The organism is Janthinobacterium sp. SUN120 (assembly GCF_030397735.1).
Taxonomy (GTDB): Bacteria; Pseudomonadota; Gammaproteobacteria; order Burkholderiales; family Burkholderiaceae_D; genus Janthinobacterium; species Janthinobacterium kumbetense.
In genome coordinates this window covers 78740-96786 of record NZ_JAPUBW010000008.1, presented here as the reverse complement: position 1 = coordinate 96786, position 18047 = coordinate 78740, and the positions used below count along the sequence as shown (strand labels likewise).

Here is an 18047-nt window from a genome sequence, read left to right as displayed (position 1 = left end):
TTTCCGCAGGGAACAGCAGCCCATTGTAACAGCGTCGCGCCCGCCTTTTGCACGCTGGCGCATGCCCGAAAAACAGGCAATGGCATTGATATATCGCCATATGCCGCCATCTGGGCCGCTGCAATGCGTGCGGCGATGCCACGCCTGGAGTACCATTCCGCCTATATCGCCCTGCGCGCCCACTTACCGAATGGCAGTCCCATGAAATTTGAACACCTGATTGAAATCAACGATCCCTTGAACCCGCTGATCGACACCTTGACCCTGGAACAGGTCTGGCGCGGCCTCGTCTTGCGCGCCGAATCGCCAAAACTGTTCGTGCCGCACCTGGACGAATGCCAGATCAGCGAGCGCAGCGACGCCGGTTTCGCGCGCAGCCTGCGCTATGGCGAGCTGGTCATCAACGACAAGGTGGTGCTGGTGCCGCAACTGCAGGTGCGCTACGAAGTGCCGGCGCAAAAGGATATCAGCGCCTCCTCGCTGGTGATGACGATCGAGATGCCCGACGAAGCGAGCCTGTGGGTGCGCTTCCAGTACGACGACGGCCACGACGCGGCCACCGATGCGGCCAACGCCCTGTACGACGACTTCCGCCGCTCCGCCTACAAGGAGTCCGACATCGACACCGTGCGCATCATGCGCGAACTGGCGCTCGAAGGACGGCTCGATGCGGGTTTGCTGAATTAAGCTATTCATGTAGAGAGTGTCTGGAAAACGCTCAGGGCTAGGCGCAGTGCCGAAGGCAGTACGAAAGTACGACTAGGCAATGCAACAACGCCATGGGCGTCTTTCCAGGCGCTCTACGTTCTGGCGCTGCGGCCCCATAGCTGGTCGGGCCGGAACTGCAGCCCCGCCTGCTCTGCGCTGAGCACTTCGCGGATGGCGTGCAAGTCCACGCGCGTATCGCGCCGCAGCGGCACGTCCAGGCGTGCGCCGCGGGGGCCGATCAGCGATTGCACGTGGGGCGTGCTGGCGTTCAAGCCCTTGCGCGTGACGACGCCGATTTCTCCATTCAGCAGTTTCACGAAGGTGCCGACGGGGTAGATGCCCAGCTCGCGCACCAGCAAGGACGCCAGCGGCGCATCCAGGGTGGCCTTGTCGGCCATCAGCATTTCGCGCAGGGCCACGTTCGGCAGCAAGGGCTGGCGGTAGCTGCGCTTCGACACGCGCGCGCAATAGCGGTCGGCCAGCATGATCAGGCGGGCGCCGATGCCGATCGCCTCGCCTTGCGTGCCCAGCGGATAGCCGCTGCCGTCGATATTTTCATGGTGCTGCAACACGGCTTGCAGCCAGACGGCGTCCGTCACGCCCGTCGCGCGCAGCAAGTCGACACCGGCTTGCGGATGGGCGCGCAAATAGGCGCGTTCCTGCGCATCCAGCGGCCCCGCCTTGTGCTGGAAATCCGCATGGCGTTCCAGCATGCCCACATTCATGCTCAGCGCGGCCAGCACCAGGCTGCGGATCACGCCCTCATCAAGTTTCAGGGCGCGCGCCAGCAAGGCCGTGATGACGGCTGTGTCGACGCTGTGGCGCACGGCAAAGTCGCCCGCGCCCTGATTGTGCAAGATGCAGGCCAGCGCCACGTCGGCGTCCAGCACGACCGCTTCTTCCACCAGCTGCGCCAGCGCGGCCAGCGGCAGGTGGCTGCCCGCTTGCCCAGTGGCAATGGCCGGCAAGACGAGGGCCAGGCCAGCCGTGACGAGGTTCAGCATGCGCAAGGCTGACGGCGCTTCCGTGGCCGTGCGCGGCACGTCGGCACTGGCATCGGCGATGACGCCGCGCGCCAGCAGCAATTCGATCTGGTTCTCGCTGCTGATGACATGGCCCAGCCTGGCCAGCAAGCCGCCCGTTTCGCCGTGCACGTCCCAGGGCAGGGCCACGCCCAGTGCGAGTTCTCCTGCGTAAATGCGCCGAATTTTCACATCGTCTCCATCATCGCCTGCACCCGCCTGTTTTTACCATCCTGGCATCAGCGGTATGTACCGATTGAAATGTTTTTTGCTTTTAATCAATATTTCAATGTGGCAGCGATGATCGCGCAATCATGTGAGCTTGTCTACAAAATTATGTAAATCGCAAAGTTGCATTCAAGGGCCAGGGGTGCAGTCGGCGCAGCCGGGCGCGTGTTCCGGGTCTTTTTCCAGGTGCAGCGCCAGCTCGCGCAAGGCCGTGCGCACGCCTTCCTCGATGACGGGGTGGTAAAACGGCATGTCGAGCATTACCGGCACGGTCAACTGCGCCTGGCACGCCCAGGCCAGCAAATGGCCCAGGTGTTCCGCCCGTGGGCCGATCAGCTCGGCGCCGAGAAAGCGCTTGCTGCCGAATTCCGCATACACGCGCAGCAAGCCCTGGTTTTGCAGCATCACGCGGCTGCGACCCTGGTTGCCGAACGACACGGCGCCGACGGCGAAACGGCCCGCGTGGCTCACGCACAGTTGCTGGTATGTCGCGCCCAGGGTGGCGATCTGCGGCTCCGTGAAGGCGATGGTCAAGGGCGTGCGGCGCAAGCCCGGTTTGACGTCCGGAAAGCGCGCCGCGTTGTCGCCCGCGATGCGGCCCTCGTCGGCCGCTTCGGGCAACAGCGGCAAGGCGTTGTCCGCATCGCCGGCGATGAAGATGGCGCTCTTGCCGCACTGCATGGTGTGCGCATCATGCAGGGGGACACCATGACGGTCGAGCTCGATTTGCGCCGTTTCCAGGCCGATCTTGTCCACGTTCGGGCGGCGGCCGACGGCGGCCAGCAGATACTCGAACTGCTCGGTTTTTTCCACGCCGGCGGCATCGCGGCTGGTGAGCAGGATGCCCTTGCCGTCGGGCGTTTTTGCCACGTGCGCGACGCCGGTCATGAAGCGGATATCGAGTTCGCGCGCCAGCACGGCGTCCGCCTCGCGCAGCACCAGCGGGTCCGTCAGCTGCGCGACTTTATTGCCTCGCGCAAACAGCGTCACGCGCACGCCCAGCCGCGCCAGCGCCTGGCCCAGTTCCAGGCCGATCACGCCGCTGCCGACCACGGCCACGGAAGCGGGCAAGTCCGTCCACTCGAACACGGCGTCGCTGGTGATGACTCTGTCTCCCGCCGCTTGCCACTCGGGCGGCACGATGGCCGTGGAACCGGTGGCGATCACCACGCTGGCCGCTTCCACCAAGGTATGTTCATCCACCTGCAATGTGCCGGGGGAAATAAAACGCGCATGGCCGCGCAGCTTTTCTTCGTCGGCAATGGCGTTGACACCGTCGAGCACGAAGCCCACAAAGCGGTCGCGCTCGCTGCGCACCCGGGCCATCACTTGCCGGCCGTCGATGCGTACGGGGCCCGGATGCACGCCAAACGCCGGCGCGGCAGCCACGGCATGGGCCGCCTCGGCCGCCGCGATCAGCAGTTTGCTGGGCATGCAGCCGACCCTGGCGCACGTCGTGCCGTACGGCCCGCTTTCTATCATCAGCACACGCTTGCCCTGCATGCGCGCCGCCCTGTGCGCCGTCATGCCGGCCGTGCCGCTGCCGATCACGGCCACATCCACTCGTATCGTCTTCATGCTGCTGTCCATCCGTTTGAGGTTGCTCACAGCATTCGATACTACCCGTTTGCCGAAAATAAGGTTTTACTTTGCAGCAATATATGCATTAGTATAACTAATCATTTTCAAAATTTATAAGCTGAGCTAATGGGATCACTCGATTATCGCGCGCTGGCCGTGCTGGACGCCGTGGCCAGCCATGGCAGTTTCGACAAGGCCGCCCTGGCGCTGGGCATCACCCAGTCGGCCGTCTCGCAGCGCATCAAGGCGCTGGAAGACGCCAGCGGGCGCCTCTTGATCATCCGTGGCCAGCCAGCCGTGCCGACAGGCCTGGGCCAGCGCCTGATCGTGCATCACCGCAACGTCAAGCTGATGGAAGCCTCGCTCGACATCGACCTGGGCAACAGCGTCAGCATGCCGGAAATCGCCATCGCCATCGATGCCGACAGCCTGGCCACGTGGTTCCCCGACACGTTATCAGCCCTGCTGGCGCCGCCGCGCTGCCAGCTCGACGTGCGCCTGGCCGACAGCGACAGCGCCTTGCAGATGGTGCGCGACGGCTCCGTGTTCGGCTGCGTGGCGGCCGAGTCCGGCACAGCGATCGACGCGGCCGCCGCCACCAGCGTCACGCCGCTGGGCACCTTGCGCTATGTCTGCGTGGCCACGCCCGTGTTTGCGGGCCACTGGTTCGGCGACGGTTTTATTGCCGAAGCGGTGCAACTGGCGCCGGCCGTCGTGGGCCAGCACGGCTTGCTGGCGCGTTTCCTCGCGGAACAATTGAACATGCGTGAACCGTTTCCGCACCACACCTTGCCCGTGGAAGCGGCGCGCCGCGGCTGCGTCCAGGATGGCCTGGCCTATGGCTTGATGCCGCAGCGCCTGGCCGCGCAAGCGCTGGCGACGGACCGTCTCGTGGATCTGATGCCGGGCCGCACCCTGGACGTACCGCTGAGCTGGCATGCGTGGACCCTGGACACGCCGTTTACCAAGCTGCTGTCCGAGCAGATCGTCAAGTCCGCGCGCGACTATCTGAACTAATTCAGTGAATTAATTTAAATATCCAACGGGTCCACTTCCAGCGACCATTTCACGCGCGTCTTCATGGCGCGCAATGCCATCAGCCATTCCTTTAAAAACGCTTGCAGGGCGGGACGCGAGGCGGATTCCAGCAGCAGCTGCGCGCGGTCCACGTTGTAGACGCGCGTCATGCTCATGGGAATCGGGTCGTTGATGGTCACCTGCGGGTGTTCCATGCATTCCTTGGCCGCCTGCAGGAACTCGATGGCCGTGGCCAGCTCGGGTGCTTCCGCGCGCAGCAGGGCCTGGAACAGATACGGCGGCAGCGCCGCCTGCGCCCGCTCTTCCAGCAAGGTGGTGGCGAAGTGGTCGTAATCGTGGTTGACGACGGCGTCGTACAGCGGATGGCGCGCATAGCGCGTCTGGATCAGCACTTCGGACACGCTGCCCCCTTCCGTCTGCGCAGCGCGCCCTGCCCGGCCCGCCACCTGCATCAACTGGGCGAACAGCCGTTCGCTGGCCCGGTAATCCTGGGAAAACAGGGCCGTGTCCGGATTCAGAATGCCGACCAGAGTCAGCTTTTTGAAATCGTGGCCCTTGGCCACCATCTGCGTACCGATCAAAATATCCACTTCGCCCCGGTGCACGGTGTCGAACGCTTCCTGCGCGCTGCCTTTCTTGCGCGTGGAATCGGCATCGATGCGCAAGATCCGCGCCTCTGGAAACAATTGCTGCAAGCCTTCTTCCACGCGCTGCGTGCCGCGTCCCAGCGGCTGCAGGTCGACGTTGCCGCACGTGGGGCAATGGCGGGGAATGCGCAGTTCCAGGCTGCAATGGTGGCAGCGCAGCCGGTGCTCTGGCTTGTGCAGCACCATGAACGAGGTGCAGCGCGTGCAATTGCTGATCCAGCCGCACGATTCGCAGCAGATCACGGGCGAATAGCCGCGCCGGTTCAGGAACAGCAGCGACTGTTCCCCTCGCTCCATGCGCAGTTTCAAGGCGGCTACCAAATGCGAAGTCAGGCCATCTTTCGGCCGGTCGCGTTCCATGTCGAGAATCTTGACGCGCGGCAACACCGCATTCTTGACGGCCCGTTCGCGCAACTCCAGCTTGCGGTAGCGCCCCGTCTGTGCATGGTGCCAGCTTTCCAGCGACGGCGTGGCCGAACCGAGCACGATGGGAATCTGCAATTGCCAGGCGCGCCACACGGCCAGGTCGCGCGCGGAATAGCGCAAGCCTTCCTGCTGCTTGTAGGAAGGATCGTGCTCTTCATCGATGACGATCAATTTGAGTTTCGGCAACGACGCCAGGATGGCCAACCGCGTGCCGAGCACGATGCGCGCCTGGCCCTGGTGGGCGGCCAGCCAGTGCAGCATGCGCTCGCCTTCGGACAGGCTGCTGTGCAGGGTGGCCAGCATGACGCCGGGAAAGCGCGCGCGGATATTGCCTTCCAGCTGGGGCGTCAGGTTGATTTCCGGCACCAGGATCAGGATTTGCGCATCGTCCTCGCGCGCCAGCACCTGGGCGCAGGCTTGCAGATACACTTCCGTCTTGCCGCTGCCCGTCACGCCGTACAGCAGGGTCGGTTTAAAGCCTTGCGCGCCGCCGATGGCGTCGGCCGCCTCTTGCTGGGCAGCATTCAGGGCCGGCATGTTCAGGGGCGTGCCGTCGTGCGCGTCGGCCAGCTTGCCCAGCTTCTTGATGGCGCGGTCGAGCGCCACGGTGGTGAGCACGCGCAAATTCTTCGGTAAACCCGGCAGCGCCACTTCACCGAGCGGACGCTGGTAGTAATCGGCCGCAAAGGCGGCCAGCGCCAGCCATTGCTCCGACAACGGCGCCAGCTGGCTGCGCACGGCCAGCACGTCCTTCAGTTTCGCGGCGGGCACGTCGGTGCTGTCGGACACGCCGACGATCAGCCCCATCACTTCGCGCCGGCCGAACGGCACCAGCGCCAGCTGCCCCACTTGCGGCAGAGGCACGGCAGCGTCCGCATCCGCCGCCGCGTTCCAGCGGTAGTCGAACAGGGCGTTCAAGGGCGTGTCGAGCGCGATGTTCAGGATGCACGACGTCAAAATGCACTGCGACATGGGGGTAGGGCCTATCTCAATAAAAAAGCGCGCCGCAGAATCGATGGCGCGCGGGATGTCCGGCATCAAGCCAGCGGGCCATGATACTTGTTTCGCCCCTCAAACGCCTAACGGCAGGCAGGATGGCGTGGCATCGTGCCTGAAGAAAATTCTGTGGATAACTTTGTGGACAAAGCAAAATTAACTTTCAGAAAAATGTGGACAGAAAATTTCGATCGCCGTCAAGAGCGGCACGCAAGAAAAATTAAGTATTTAAAATCAACGACTTAAAAATTGACGCCCGGGAGGCTGGAAAACCGCGGGGCATTTCCGCCGCTGTGCATAACTGAACCATTTGTAATTTATTTATACAGAAATCAGCCTGCTTTTGCGGCGGCCGATCCGGAAAATCGGCGGCCCCATGCTGCAAAGTTGACAATTGCCGGGCAAGCGTTCGTTTTTACCTGTCGGGCGGCGAAACATTGTTCAATTATCATGCAGTGCAACATGCACTTCAGGTGAAACCTGAACATCGGCGCTAAGTATCGGTTAACAAAATACTTTTCAATTTTATCCACAGAATCTGTTGATAACTTTGTGGACAATGAAGGAATAAGGCAGGCGAACGAAAGAATAACCTTATCAATAGCAACAAAGTCCGCCGAACAAGGCTTTTTTTATGTCTTAATAATCAAGCACTTGCAGAGTGTCTCCGGGCATGGCTTTTCGACTGCCTCTTATTTCCGCAGCAAAAAAAATTGTGCATAAGTCGGTATTTCTTGCGAAGGCGCAGCAAAGAAAAAGGCAGGCTTCCGCTGGAAAGCCTGCCTTTCTGCCCCTGCGCCAGGGGAAAACGGCTACTTACTGGCCGCTGCGCATGGCGCGGCTCATGCTGTGCACGGCTTCCACCATGGCTGCCACCGATTCCGGCGGCGTGAACTGGGAAATGCCGTGGCCCAGGTTGAACACGTGGCCCGTGCCTTCCGACGGCGCGCCGAAGGCGTTGAGCACTTTCGCCACTTCGGCGCGGATCTGCTCGGGGCTGGCAAACAGGATGGCCGGGTCCAGATTGCCCTGCAAGCCCACTTTATGGCCCACCAGCTGGCGCGCGCGCGTCAGGTTGACGGTCCAGTCCAGGCCCACGGCATCGGCGCCGATGTCGGCGATCTGCTCGATCCACTGGCCGCCGCCCTTGGTAAACACGATGGCGGGGATTTTCACGCCATCCTTGTCGCGTTTCAATTGCGCCACCACTTGCTGCATGTAGGCCAGCGAGAATTCCTGGTAGGCGCCATCGGCCAGCGCACCGCCCCAGGAATCGAAAATCATCACGGCTTGCGCGCCGGCATCAATTTGCGCATTCAGGTACTGCGCCACGGAAGTGGCGTTGATGGCCAGGATGTGGTGCATCAGGTCCGGGCGGTTGTACAGCATCTTCTTGATGGTGTGGAACTCTTTCGAACCGCCGCCTTCCACCATGTAGCACGCCAGGGTCCACGGGCTGCCGGAAAAACCGATCAGCGGCACGCGGCCGTTGAGTTCCGTGCGGATCTGCGTGACGGCCTTGAAGACGTAGTCGAGCGATTCCAGGTCCGGCACTTGCAATGCCTTCACATCCTGTTCCGTGCGCAGCGGGCGCTCGAACTTCGGGCCTTCGCCATCGGCGAAATACAGGCCCAGGCCCATGGCGTCAGGCACCGTCAGGATGTCGGAAAACAGGATGGCCGCGTCGAGCGGGAAACGCTCCAGGGGCTGCAGGGTCACTTCCGTGGCGTAATCGGGATTCTTTGCCAGGCCCAGGAAGGAACCGGCCCGCTCGCGCGTGGCGCGGTATTCGGGCAAATAGCGGCCCGCCTGGCGCATCAGCCAGACTGGGGTGTGCTCGGTCGGCTGGCGCAGCAGGGCGCGCAGGAAAGTATCGTTCTGGAGCGGAGCAAATTGTGGCATGGAAGGCAATCAATAGCTTGGAGAAGCGGTATTATCGCATCCAATCGCCGCCATTTCATTGATTCCGGTGCCGCTTTGCAGCATTTGCCACGCACAGCGATGACTTTCGTTGTGCCAGCCCTTCCATTATGATGATGCACGCCGCCGCGCGCCTTGACCCTGCCTGGCGGCCCTTGATCCCCTCACTATACGGAGCCCGCATGACCTCGACCGCATCCAGCACCCCTTATGGCATCTGGCCATCGCCGATCAGCGCGGCCATCGTCGCCGCCGGCGCCTCGCCGCTGACGCAGCTGGCCCTGGGCGGTGCGGATGGCGGCGACGTGTTCTGGCTGGCCGGGCGCGCCAGCGAGGCGGGCCGCAACACCCTGCTGCGCCAGCGCGGCGCGCGCGTCGATGAATTGACGCCGGCGCCCTTCAATGTGCGCACCCGCGTGCATGAATATGGCGGCGGCGCGTATGCCGTGGCCGGCGATACCGTCTACTTTTCGCATTTCGCCGACAATTGCCTGTACCGCGTGAGCGGCGACGCCGCGCCTGCAGCGTTCACCACGGGCGGCAACACGCGCCATGCGGATTTCGTGGTCGATGCGGCCCGTTCCCGCCTGATCGCCGTGCGCGAGCAGCATCCGCAGGAAGGTCATGCCCTGCCGGAAAACTGCCTGGCCGCCGTCGGCTTCGACGGGCGCGAAACGGTACTGGCGCGCGGCCACGATTTCTATGCGGCGCCGCGTTTGTCGCCGGACGGCAGCCAGCTGGCCTGGATCAGCTGGGACCACCCGCGCCTGCCGTGGCAAGGCACGGAACTGTGGCTGGCCGACGTGCACCCGGACGGCAGCCTCGGCTCGCCGCGCCTGATCGCCGGCGGCGCGCGCGAGTCGATTTGCCAACCGGAATGGTCGCCGAACGGCTTGCTGCACTTCGTGTCCGACAGCAGCGGCTGGTGGAATCTGTACCGCCTGCACGGCGCCGACATCGAGGCGCTGTGCCCGATGGAAGCGGAATTTGCCACGCCGCACTGGACCTTCGGCGGCAGCATGTACGGTTTCCTGTCCGACGACGAGATCGTTTGCACGTATATCCAGGCCGGCATCAGCTACCTGGCGCAATTGAACGTGGCGGCGGCCAAACTGGAACCGATACCGCACCCGTACCAGGAAATCCGCGAGCTGCGCGTGGGCCCCGGCTTCGTCGCGCTGCTGGGCGGCAGCCCCACCATTGCGCTGGAACTGGCGCGCATCGATTTGGCCAACCACGAACTGGAAGTGCTGGCGCAGTCGATCACGGCCCTGCCTGCGCTCGGTTACCTGTCCGTGCCGCGCAGCTTGAGCTATCCGAGCAACAATGGCCGCACGGCGCACGCCTTCTTTTATGCGCCCACGAATGGCGACGTGCAGGCGCCGGTGGGAACGTTGCCACCAGTCATCGTCATCAGCCACGGCGGCCCCACCAGCATGGCCAGCAATACCTTGAAACTGGCGACGCAGTACTGGACCAGCCGCGGCATCGGCGTGCTCGACGTCAACTATGGCGGCAGCAGCGGCTTCGGCCGCGAATACCGCGACGCGTTGCGCGGGCAGTGGGGCATCGTCGACGTGGAAGACTGCATCGCCGGCGCGCGCTACCTGGCCGCCAACGGCTTGGCCGACCTGGAACGCCTGATCATCCGCGGCGGCAGCGCCGGCGGCCTGACGACCCTGTGCGCCCTGACCTTCCACGACGTCTTCAAGGCGGGCGCCAGTTACTACGGCGTATCCGACCTGAAGGGCCTGGACAACGATTCGCACAAGTTCGAATCGCGCTACACCGACTACCTGATCGCTTCGCAACCGCAAGCCGAGGCGCTGTACCGCGAGCGCTCGCCCATCCACCACACGGATAAACTGTCGCGCCCGATGATCTTCTTCCAGGGCCTCGATGACAAGGTGGTGCCGCCGCAGCAGTCGCAGCTGATGGTCGACGCCCTGCAGGCGCGCGGCGTGCCCGTCGCGTATGTGCCGCTCGAAGGCGAGGGCCACGGCTTCCGCAAGGCGGAAAACATCGTGCGCACCCTGGACGCGGAACTGTATTTCTACCAGCGCGTATTCGGCCTGCCCGTGGCGGCCGGCGAGCCTCCCGTGCATATCGCCAATTTGCCCGCATGACCGAGCAAAATGTCGACCAGCATCTGTTGGACGAGTTCGCCGCACTGGAGCAGCATGAGCAGATGATCCTCGCCTTGCTGGCGATCACGGGCGAACCGGTGGGCAAGCATGCCGTGTACGAACACTTGCAGCGCGCCAATGTCGTCGAACCGGACGGCACGCCGTTTTCCCTGCTGGTGGTGACGAACATGCTGCTGCGGCTGACGCGCCTGGCGCTGGCGTCGGAGATCGTGGGACGGGGCTTTGCCTGCGAAGCGAGGCTGCGCTGGCCCGCCATGCGCGCCGCCATCGAACACCTGGTGTTTCGCGACCTGTGCCAGGCCATCGAGCTGATCAATCCCGTGCGCCGCAACTGGGATGGCTATGTGGAGCTGCGCAGCTACCGCCAAGGCGTGGCGCGCCTGCGCATCGCCCTGCTGCGCAATGACGAGGTACGCCACGTGGCCGCCATCCTGGCCGCCTGCATGGCGTGCTATGAAGCGCAGCAGCTGCATCCGCTGATCGAAATCTTCGGCCGGCCGTTCGAGCCGGAAATGTTGTCTTTCGTCATGCCGCAACTGCAGGATGACATCCTCGCCGTGCTGCTGGGCAATGCGCCGCGCGAGCCGGGTACGGCGCACGCCATCCGCGCGTACGCGCGCGCCCACCACGCGCGCCAGGCGGCGGCCGGCGACCATATCGGCGCCGCCCTGCCGCTGGCCCTGGCCGAAGACGCCCTGCTGTGCGGCGAACTCGACGCGGCTGCGCGCTACCTGGCAGGCCAGCAGGGCCCGCAGGTGCTGTTTCTCGACAGCAGCATCGCCCTGTTGCGCGGCGAACATGCGCACGCCGTGGCGGGCTTCGAGACGGCCTTGAAAGGACTGCGCAAGGAAACAGGCAAGCGCAAGCTGTGCTTCACGGGCATCGGCGGCCACTTGTACGTGCTGGCCTTGCTGCGCAGCAACGACGCCAAGCTGCTGAAAAGCGCGGAAACTTACCTCGATATCGCCCTGCATGCGCAACCGAACCACGACAGCATCGTCTACCAGCAACTCAATACCCTGCGCCTGGTGCGCGCCGGCGTGCAGCTGGCGGAAAGCATCCCCACGCGCAGCTGGGAAACGGCACTGCAGGCGCAACTGTTCCAAGCCTTGTTGTACTACTGGCTGGCGCTGCCGCAGTTGAGCGAACGCAAGGATCAGCTGCGATCGCTGGTGCAGCAAGCGGACGCGGCCGGCTACGATTTGATCGCGGCGCAGGCGGCCGGCTTGCTGGGCTTGATGGGCGAGCCGCAGCAGGAACGCTATGCGACGGCCAAGCGGGCGCAACATGGCTTGACGGACATGGCACCGTGGTTCGAGCGCCAGGAAGCGTGGCAGCGCCAGCTGAGCGCGCTGATCAACCTGCAGCAGAACGCGCCCGCCGAGGCGCTGGGCGGCGTCTCGCGCCTCGTGTGGCTGGTGGCGTTCGACCCGCGCTTCGGCTTGACGGCCGTGGAAGTGCGCGAGCAGAAGCGCGACGCGCGGGGCGGCTGGAGCAAGGGTCGCGCCATGGGCTTGAAACGCCTGGCGGAGGAGGCGGGCGACATCGATTTCCTCACGCCGCAGGATGCGCGCGCGGCGGGCAGCATCGCGCCTTTTAAACAATATTATTCGTCGGCGCCCCGCTATGAAGTCGAGCTGGACAAGGCAGCCGTCTTGCTGGTGGGCCACCCGCTCGTCTTCTGGCTCGACCACCCCGACACGCGCGTGGAACTGATCGCCGGCGCGCCCGAGCTCCTCATCAAGTCGCACGAGGGGCAGCTGTGGCTGGGCATGCAGCCGCCATTGCCCGACAACGGCAGCAATGTGGTGGTGCAGCGCGAAACGCCGACGCGTTTGCGCGTGGTGCACATCCTCGACGAGCACCGGCGCATCGGCGCCATCGTGGGTCTGGGCCTGTCCGTGCCGCTGCATGCGGAAAAACAGGTGATGCAGGCCATCGGCGCCATCTCGTCCATGGTCACCGTGCAATCGGACATCGGCGGCGGCGCGGGCGACGCGGAAGCCATCACGGCCGACCACCGCCTGCACGTGCATTTGCTGCCCTACCAGCAGGGTCTGAAAATGCAGATTCTGGTGCGCCCCCTGCTCGACAACGGCGCCTATTACGCACCGGGCAGCGGCGCCGAGAGCGTGTTTGCCGATGTGGCGGGCCGGGCCGTGCAGGCGCGGCGCGACTTGAACGGGGAACGCGAAGCGCAGCGCCAGCTCATCGGTCGCTGCCTGGTGCTGGAAGAGGCGGAAGAAGAGCATGGCGAGTGGCTGCTGGGCCAGCCTGCCCTGGGCTTGCAATTGCTGGTGGAATTGCAGGCGTTGGACCCGGACGGCATGGTACTGGCCTGGCCGGAAGGCGAAACCATGCGCGTGTCGAAACGCATCGACAGCGGCCAGATGCGCCTGAACATCAAGAGCGAAAAAGACTGGTTTGCCGCCAGCGGCGAAGTGCAGATCGATGAAGACAAGGTGATGGATTTGCGCGCCCTGCTCGATTTGATGCAGAACAATAAAAGCCGCTTCGTGGCCCTGGGCGACAACCAGTTCCTCGCGCTCAGCGACGAATTGCACCGCCGCCTGTCGGAACTGGCCGCGTATGGCGAAGCACATGCCGATGGCGTGCACATCCACCCGCTGGCCGCGTTCGCGCTGGAAGAGCTGGCCAACGATGCGGGCGGCGTGAAGGCCGACAAACTGTGGCGCGAACACTTGCTGCGCCTGCGTGCCCTCGACGACTATCAGCCGCAGCTCCCCAGCACCTTGCAGGCGGACTTGCGCGACTACCAGCTGGCCGGTTTTAACTGGCTGGCGCGGCTGGCGCACTGGGGCGTGGGCGCCTGCCTGGCCGACGACATGGGACTCGGCAAGACCTTGCAGGCGCTGGCCCTGATCCTGGCGCGCGCGCCGCACGGCCCCACCCTCGTCGTCGCCCCCACATCCGTGTGCATGAACTGGATCAGCGAAGCGCAACGCTTCGCCCCCACATTAACAGTCAAGCTGTTCGGCAGCGGCGACCGCGCCGACATGCTGGAAACACTGCAGCCGTTCGACGTGGTGGTGGCCAGCTATGGCTTGCTGCAGCAGGAAGCGGCGCTGTTTGCCGGCGTGCACTGGCATACGATCGTGCTCGACGAAGCGCAAGCCATCAAGAATGGCGCCACCAAGCGCTCGCAAGCCGTGATGGCCTTGCAAGGGGATTTCCGCATGGTGGCCAGCGGCACGCCGCTGGAAAACCACCTGGGTGAATTGTGGAACCTGTTCCGCTTCATCAACCCCGGTTTGCTGGGCACCCTCGACCAGTTTAATTTGCGCTTTGCCGGGCCCATTGAGAAAGATCAAGACAAGCGGGCGGCGGCCGGCGCGCGGCTGCGGCTGCGCCGCCTGATCGCGCCATTCATCCTGCGCCGCACGAAGACGCAAGTGCTGTCGGAATTGCCGTCGCGCACGGAAATCGTGCTGGAAGTGGAATTGTCGCCGCAGGAAACGGCGCTGTACGAATCACTGCGCCGCGAAGCGCTGGAAAAGCTGGCCATGGTGGAAGGGCCGGCGTCGAAAAAAGCCATCCAGATCCTGGCCGAGATCATGAAGCTGCGCCGCGCCTGCTGCAACCCGCAACTGGTGGCGCCCGAGCTGGGCCTGGCCAGCAGCAAGCTGGCGGCGTTCGCCCAGTTGTTGTCGGGCTTGCTGGAAAACCGCCACAAGGTGCTCGTCTTCAGCCAGTTCGTCGACCATTTGACCCTGATCCGCCGGCACCTGGAGCAGCATGGCGTCAGTTACCAGTATCTCGACGGCAGCACGCCCATGCAGGAGCGCAAGCGCCGCGTCGACGCCTTCCAGGCGGGCGAGGGCGACGTTTTCCTCATCAGCCTGAAGGCGGGCGGCATGGGCATCAATTTGACGGCGGCCGATTACGTGATCCACATGGACCCGTGGTGGAACCCGGCCGTGGAAGACCAGGCTTCCGACCGCGCCCACCGCATGGGGCAATTGCGCCCCGTCACCATTTATCGCTTGGTGGCGAAGCACACGATCGAGGAAGGCATCGTCGAATTGCATCAGCACAAGCGCGACCTGGCCGACAGCCTGCTGGAAGGCAGCGACGCGGCCGCGCGCATGTCGGCCAATGACATGCTGGGCATGCTGCAGGAAGGGTTGAAGCAATGAGATTGAAAAAATGAGCTGCACCACCGCGTTCCATGCGATGATCGTTTTTCCCTGTTTTGATGCCACGCCATGACCGACTATATCGCCACCAGCGCCGGCCAGCGCGCCACCTTTTTGTGCGGCAAATCCTGGACCGCCTACGTCAGCACCTTCCTCATCGCCGTGCTGCTGTTTTTTGCCGCCCTGCCGCTGGCCTTCAAGTACAACGCGCGCGCCGCCTTCGTCGTGCTGATCGGCTCGGCCCTGATCGTCGGCTACCGCCTGCTGACCATCCGCAGCTATCAGCTGTACATTGATGAGGCGGGCGTGTGGCTGGCGTCCGGCATCTTGCCGTGGAAAAAGAAACTGACGGGCGTCAAATGGCGCGACATGGATGAAGCCGTCTATGAAACGAACTTCTGGAGCTGGCTGTTCCAGTCCTATACGGTACGAGTCAGCCAGCGCTACACGCAGGAAACGGAAATCCACGCCACCGGCATGGCGCGCGGCAAGGATGCCGTGGCGGCCATCAATGCGCGCCACCAGGAATTGCTGCACGGCAGCGCCATTGTCGTCTAGCGCCGCGCGCTCCCGGCGCAAAAAACTGCGCAGCGGCGGCAATTAATGCTAATCTTTGGGCCGCCCAGGCAAGCAAGGCCAACCTTTCAATAGTTGTTTGTTACTTATATTATCAGTTTATTATTTTCTGATCAGGACAAACAGCAAAATATTCAAGAGATAAACTATGCTGATAAAAAATAAAGTTGCGTTCGCCGCATTGATGATGGCCTTTACCCTGACACCGGCCAGCGCCGCCAAGAAGCCGCAGAAGCAAGGCAAGGCCAGCACCAGCAGCAGCAAGAAAAAAACCGTCGGCAAGAAGGCGGCCGTCGTCAGCGCCGCCACGGCAGCCACGGTAGCGGCCGTCGCCAGCGAGAACAGCAGCGACCGTTCCATGAATAACCTCAGCGGCCAGTTCCTCACGGCCCTGTGGCGCCTGGACCCGGAAAGCGCGATTTCGGTCGGCAAATACGATGGCGCCGCCAACCTGAGCATTCCCGACGCGGCCAGCCGCCAGAAGCAACTGGCCTTCATCGAAGAATGGCTGGGTAAATTCGGCAAGCTGAATGCGAGCAAAATGTCGGACAAGCAACGTACCGACCTGGTCCTGCTGACGAATAAACTGCAATCGGACCGCTGGTATCTGACCACCTTCCGCGAATTCGAATGGAATCCCGCCCAATACAACGTGGCCGGTTCCATCGATTTCATCCTGAACACGGAATACGCGGCCCAGCCGCAGCGCCTGCGCACCTTGCTCAAGCGCATCGCCACCGTGCCGCAATACTATGCGGCCGCGCGCGCCAGTATCAATCACCCCACGCGCGAACACACGCAGCTGGCCATCGCCCAGAGCGCTGGCGTGCTCAGCGTGCTTGACGACCTGAACAAGACGGCACAGGGCTCCATCCTGACGCCGGTGGAAAAACAGCTGTACACCGTCCGCATCGCCGCGGCCCGCACGGCCGTGCAAGGCTACGCCGCGTGGCTGACGGAACAGGATGCCGCGCTGGCGCAGAACGGCAACGCGCGCTCCTTCCGCATCGGCAAGGAGTTGTATGAGCAGAAATCCGCCTACGATATCCAGGCCAGCGTGAGCGCCGAGCAGATGTACCAGAAAGCCCTGGCCGCGCGCGAAAAGCTGCTCGAGCACATGGATAGCCTGTCCGACGAGCTGTGGGTGAAAACCATGGGCGCCACGGCCAAGCCGGCTGACCGCACGGCAAAGATCGGCATGGTGATCGACAAGCTGTCCAGCAACCATGTGGCGCCTGCCGATTTCGTGCCGGAAATCCGCCGCCAGATTCCCGAGCTGCAGGAATGGGTGACCAGCCACAACCTGCTGACGATGGATCCGAAAAAGCCCCTGGTCGTGCGCGAAACGCCCGCCTACCAGCGCGGCGTGGCCGGCGCCAGCATCGAAGCGCCCGGCCCGTATCGCCCGCAAGACCGCACCTATTACAACGTGACGCCGCTCGACGGCGAAACGCCGGAACAGGCGGAAAGCAGCTTGCGCGAATACAACCACTGGATCTTGCAGATCCTGAATATCCACGAAGCCATCCCCGGCCACTACACGCAGCTCGTGTACGCGAACAAGTCGCCATCGCTGGTCAAGTCCATCTTCGGCAATGGCGCCATGATCGAAGGCTGGGCCGTGTATGGCGAACGCATGATGCTCGAGTCCGGCTATGGCAATAACGCGCCGGAAATGTGGCTGATGTATTCGAAGTGGAACTTGCGCAGCGTCACCAATACCATCCTCGACTACAGCGTGCACGTGCTGGGCATGACGGAAGCGCAGGCGCTCGACCTGCTGACGCGCCAGGCCTTCCAGACCCAGCGTGAAGCCAAGGAAAAATGGCGCCGCGTGCAGCTGAGCTCGGTACAACTGACCAGCTATTTCAGCGGCTACAGCGAAATCATGGACTTGCGCGAACAGCGCAAGCAAGCACTGGGCAGCAAATTCGTGCTGAAGGATTTCCATGAGCAATTCCTCAGCTACGGCAGCGCACCCGTGAAAGTCATCAAGGAATTGATGAATTAACTGGCGCTCGTCGTCAGCTTGCAAAGGGCGCCGCGGCGCCCTTTTTGCATGCGTTTGCGCCGCCGCAAACCACTGGCGCGCCGGTCCATTAAGCTGATGGGAAGGCAGGCGCCACCGCACTCCTCACTGGCAATTGCCGATTTTCCTGCTAGGCTGGATACAGGAGCGTCCATGCATATGCCCATCCAGTTCGACACCCTCGATTACGCCAAACGCCTCGCCTCGGCCGGCGTGCCCACCCAGCAGGCGGAAGCGCATGCGACGGCGCTGGGTGAAGTACTGGGCTCGGCCGTGGTCGTGCATGGCGAACTGGCGGCGCTGGAGCGCAATCTGCTGGGGGAAATCAAGCTGGTGGCGCAAAAGGTCGATACCAGAGTGGATGCGCTGGAACTGAAATTCGATACCAGAATAGATGCACTGGAGCAAAAATTCGACGCCCGCCTGGAACGCATGGACTTGCGCCATGGCGCCGACATGAAACACGTATACTGGATGATGAGCACCCTGATCCTGCTCAACCTGGGCATCCTCAGCAAACTGATGCTGCAGTAAGCACCCACTAACTTTCTTGGCGATAAAAAAGCCGCGGC

11 protein-coding genes are annotated in these 18047 nt (G+C 63.3%); 7 read left to right on the top strand and 4 right to left on the bottom strand.

Annotation, left to right across the window (positions count from 1 at the left end):
• Positions 1–201: 201 nt before the first annotated feature.
• Entirely contained in the window at positions 202–687 is a 486-nt protein-coding gene (locus O0879_RS27725; RefSeq protein WP_099666092.1) for an SRPBCC family protein, read from the top strand.
• A 113-nt stretch (positions 688–800) separates the two neighbouring features.
• Here O0879_RS27725 and O0879_RS27720 read toward each other — a convergent pair whose 3' ends face one another.
• Both O0879_RS27720 and O0879_RS27715 read right to left on the bottom strand, forming a co-directional pair.
• Entirely contained in the window at positions 801–1922 is a 1122-nt protein-coding gene (locus tag O0879_RS27720; RefSeq protein WP_289919857.1) for an HD domain-containing phosphohydrolase, read from the bottom strand.
• 165 nt (positions 1923–2087) lie between these two features.
• Positions 2088–3536, bottom strand: a complete 1449-nt coding sequence (locus O0879_RS27715; RefSeq protein WP_289919856.1) for a dihydrolipoyl dehydrogenase — start codon at positions 3534–3536, stop codon at positions 2088–2090.
• A gap of 129 nt (positions 3537–3665) precedes the next feature.
• On the opposite strand from O0879_RS27715, the gene O0879_RS27710 reads away from it, so the two are divergent.
• Positions 3666–4556 carry an ArgP/LysG family DNA-binding transcriptional regulator gene (locus O0879_RS27710; RefSeq protein ID WP_289919851.1) on the top strand — a complete coding sequence of 297 codons (891 nt, stop codon included), beginning with the start codon at positions 3666–3668 and terminating at the stop codon, positions 4554–4556.
• 14 nt (positions 4557–4570) lie between these two features.
• Here the strand turns inward: O0879_RS27710 and O0879_RS27705 are convergent, their stop codons facing one another.
• Positions 4571–6622: a primosomal protein N' gene (locus O0879_RS27705; RefSeq protein ID WP_289919849.1), complete on the bottom strand. Its 2052-nt coding sequence runs from the start codon at positions 6620–6622 to the stop codon at positions 4571–4573.
• A gap of 840 nt (positions 6623–7462) precedes the next feature.
• Positions 7463–8548, bottom strand: a complete 1086-nt coding sequence (gene hemE / locus O0879_RS27700; RefSeq protein ID WP_099666089.1) for a uroporphyrinogen decarboxylase — start codon at positions 8546–8548, stop codon at positions 7463–7465.
• A gap of 200 nt (positions 8549–8748) precedes the next feature.
• On the opposite strand from hemE, the gene O0879_RS27695 reads away from it, so the two are divergent.
• The 5 genes from O0879_RS27695 to O0879_RS27675 all read left to right on the top strand — a co-directional run bounded on the left by O0879_RS27695 (position 8749) and on the right by O0879_RS27675 (position 18009).
• Positions 8749–10692 (top strand): prolyl oligopeptidase family serine peptidase, encoded by a 1944-nt coding sequence (locus tag O0879_RS27695; protein WP_289919846.1) that lies wholly within the window; start codon positions 8749–8751, stop codon positions 10690–10692.
• A complete protein-coding gene (locus tag O0879_RS27690; protein ID WP_289919845.1) occupies positions 10689–14870 on the top strand; it encodes a DEAD/DEAH box helicase in 4182 nt (1393 codons plus the stop codon). Before O0879_RS27695 ends, O0879_RS27690 begins: the two co-directional genes overlap by 4 nt.
• Positions 14871–14939: 69 nt before the next feature.
• Positions 14940–15428, top strand: a complete 489-nt coding sequence (locus tag O0879_RS27685) for a hypothetical protein (protein ID WP_289907022.1) — start codon at positions 14940–14942, stop codon at positions 15426–15428.
• Between the two features lie 169 nt (positions 15429–15597).
• Positions 15598–17457: a DUF885 domain-containing protein gene (locus tag O0879_RS27680; RefSeq protein ID WP_289919984.1), complete on the top strand. Its 1860-nt coding sequence runs from the start codon at positions 15598–15600 to the stop codon at positions 17455–17457.
• 171 nt (positions 17458–17628) lie between these two features.
• Complete coding sequence (locus tag O0879_RS27675) at positions 17629–18009, top strand: hypothetical protein (protein ID WP_289919843.1); 381 nt, start codon at positions 17629–17631, stop codon at positions 18007–18009.
• Positions 18010–18047: the final 38 nt, after the last annotated feature.

What these genes read in the sequence shown, in the direction of transcription:
- O0879_RS27695 (WP_289919846.1), top strand. Translation starts at nt 8,749, where the DNA reads ATGACCTCGACCGCATCCAGCACCCCTTATGGCATCTGGCCATCGCCG.
- O0879_RS27710 (WP_289919851.1), top strand. Translation starts at nt 3,666, where the DNA reads ATGGGATCACTCGATTATCGCGCGCTGGCCGTGCTGGACGCCGTGGCC.
- O0879_RS27675 (WP_289919843.1), top strand. Translation starts at nt 17,629, where the DNA reads ATGCATATGCCCATCCAGTTCGACACCCTCGATTACGCCAAACGCCTC.
- O0879_RS27715 (WP_289919856.1), bottom strand. Translation starts at nt 3,536, where the DNA reads ATGAAGACGATACGAGTGGATGTGGCCGTGATCGGCAGCGGCACGGCC.
- O0879_RS27685 (WP_289907022.1), top strand. Translation starts at nt 14,940, where the DNA reads ATGACCGACTATATCGCCACCAGCGCCGGCCAGCGCGCCACCTTTTTG.
- O0879_RS27725 (WP_099666092.1), top strand. Translation starts at nt 202, where the DNA reads ATGAAATTTGAACACCTGATTGAAATCAACGATCCCTTGAACCCGCTG.
- O0879_RS27690 (WP_289919845.1), top strand. Translation starts at nt 10,689, where the DNA reads ATGACCGAGCAAAATGTCGACCAGCATCTGTTGGACGAGTTCGCCGCA.
- hemE (WP_099666089.1), bottom strand. Translation starts at nt 8,548, where the DNA reads ATGCCACAATTTGCTCCGCTCCAGAACGATACTTTCCTGCGCGCCCTG.
- O0879_RS27705 (WP_289919849.1), bottom strand. Translation starts at nt 6,622, where the DNA reads ATGTCGCAGTGCATTTTGACGTCGTGCATCCTGAACATCGCGCTCGAC.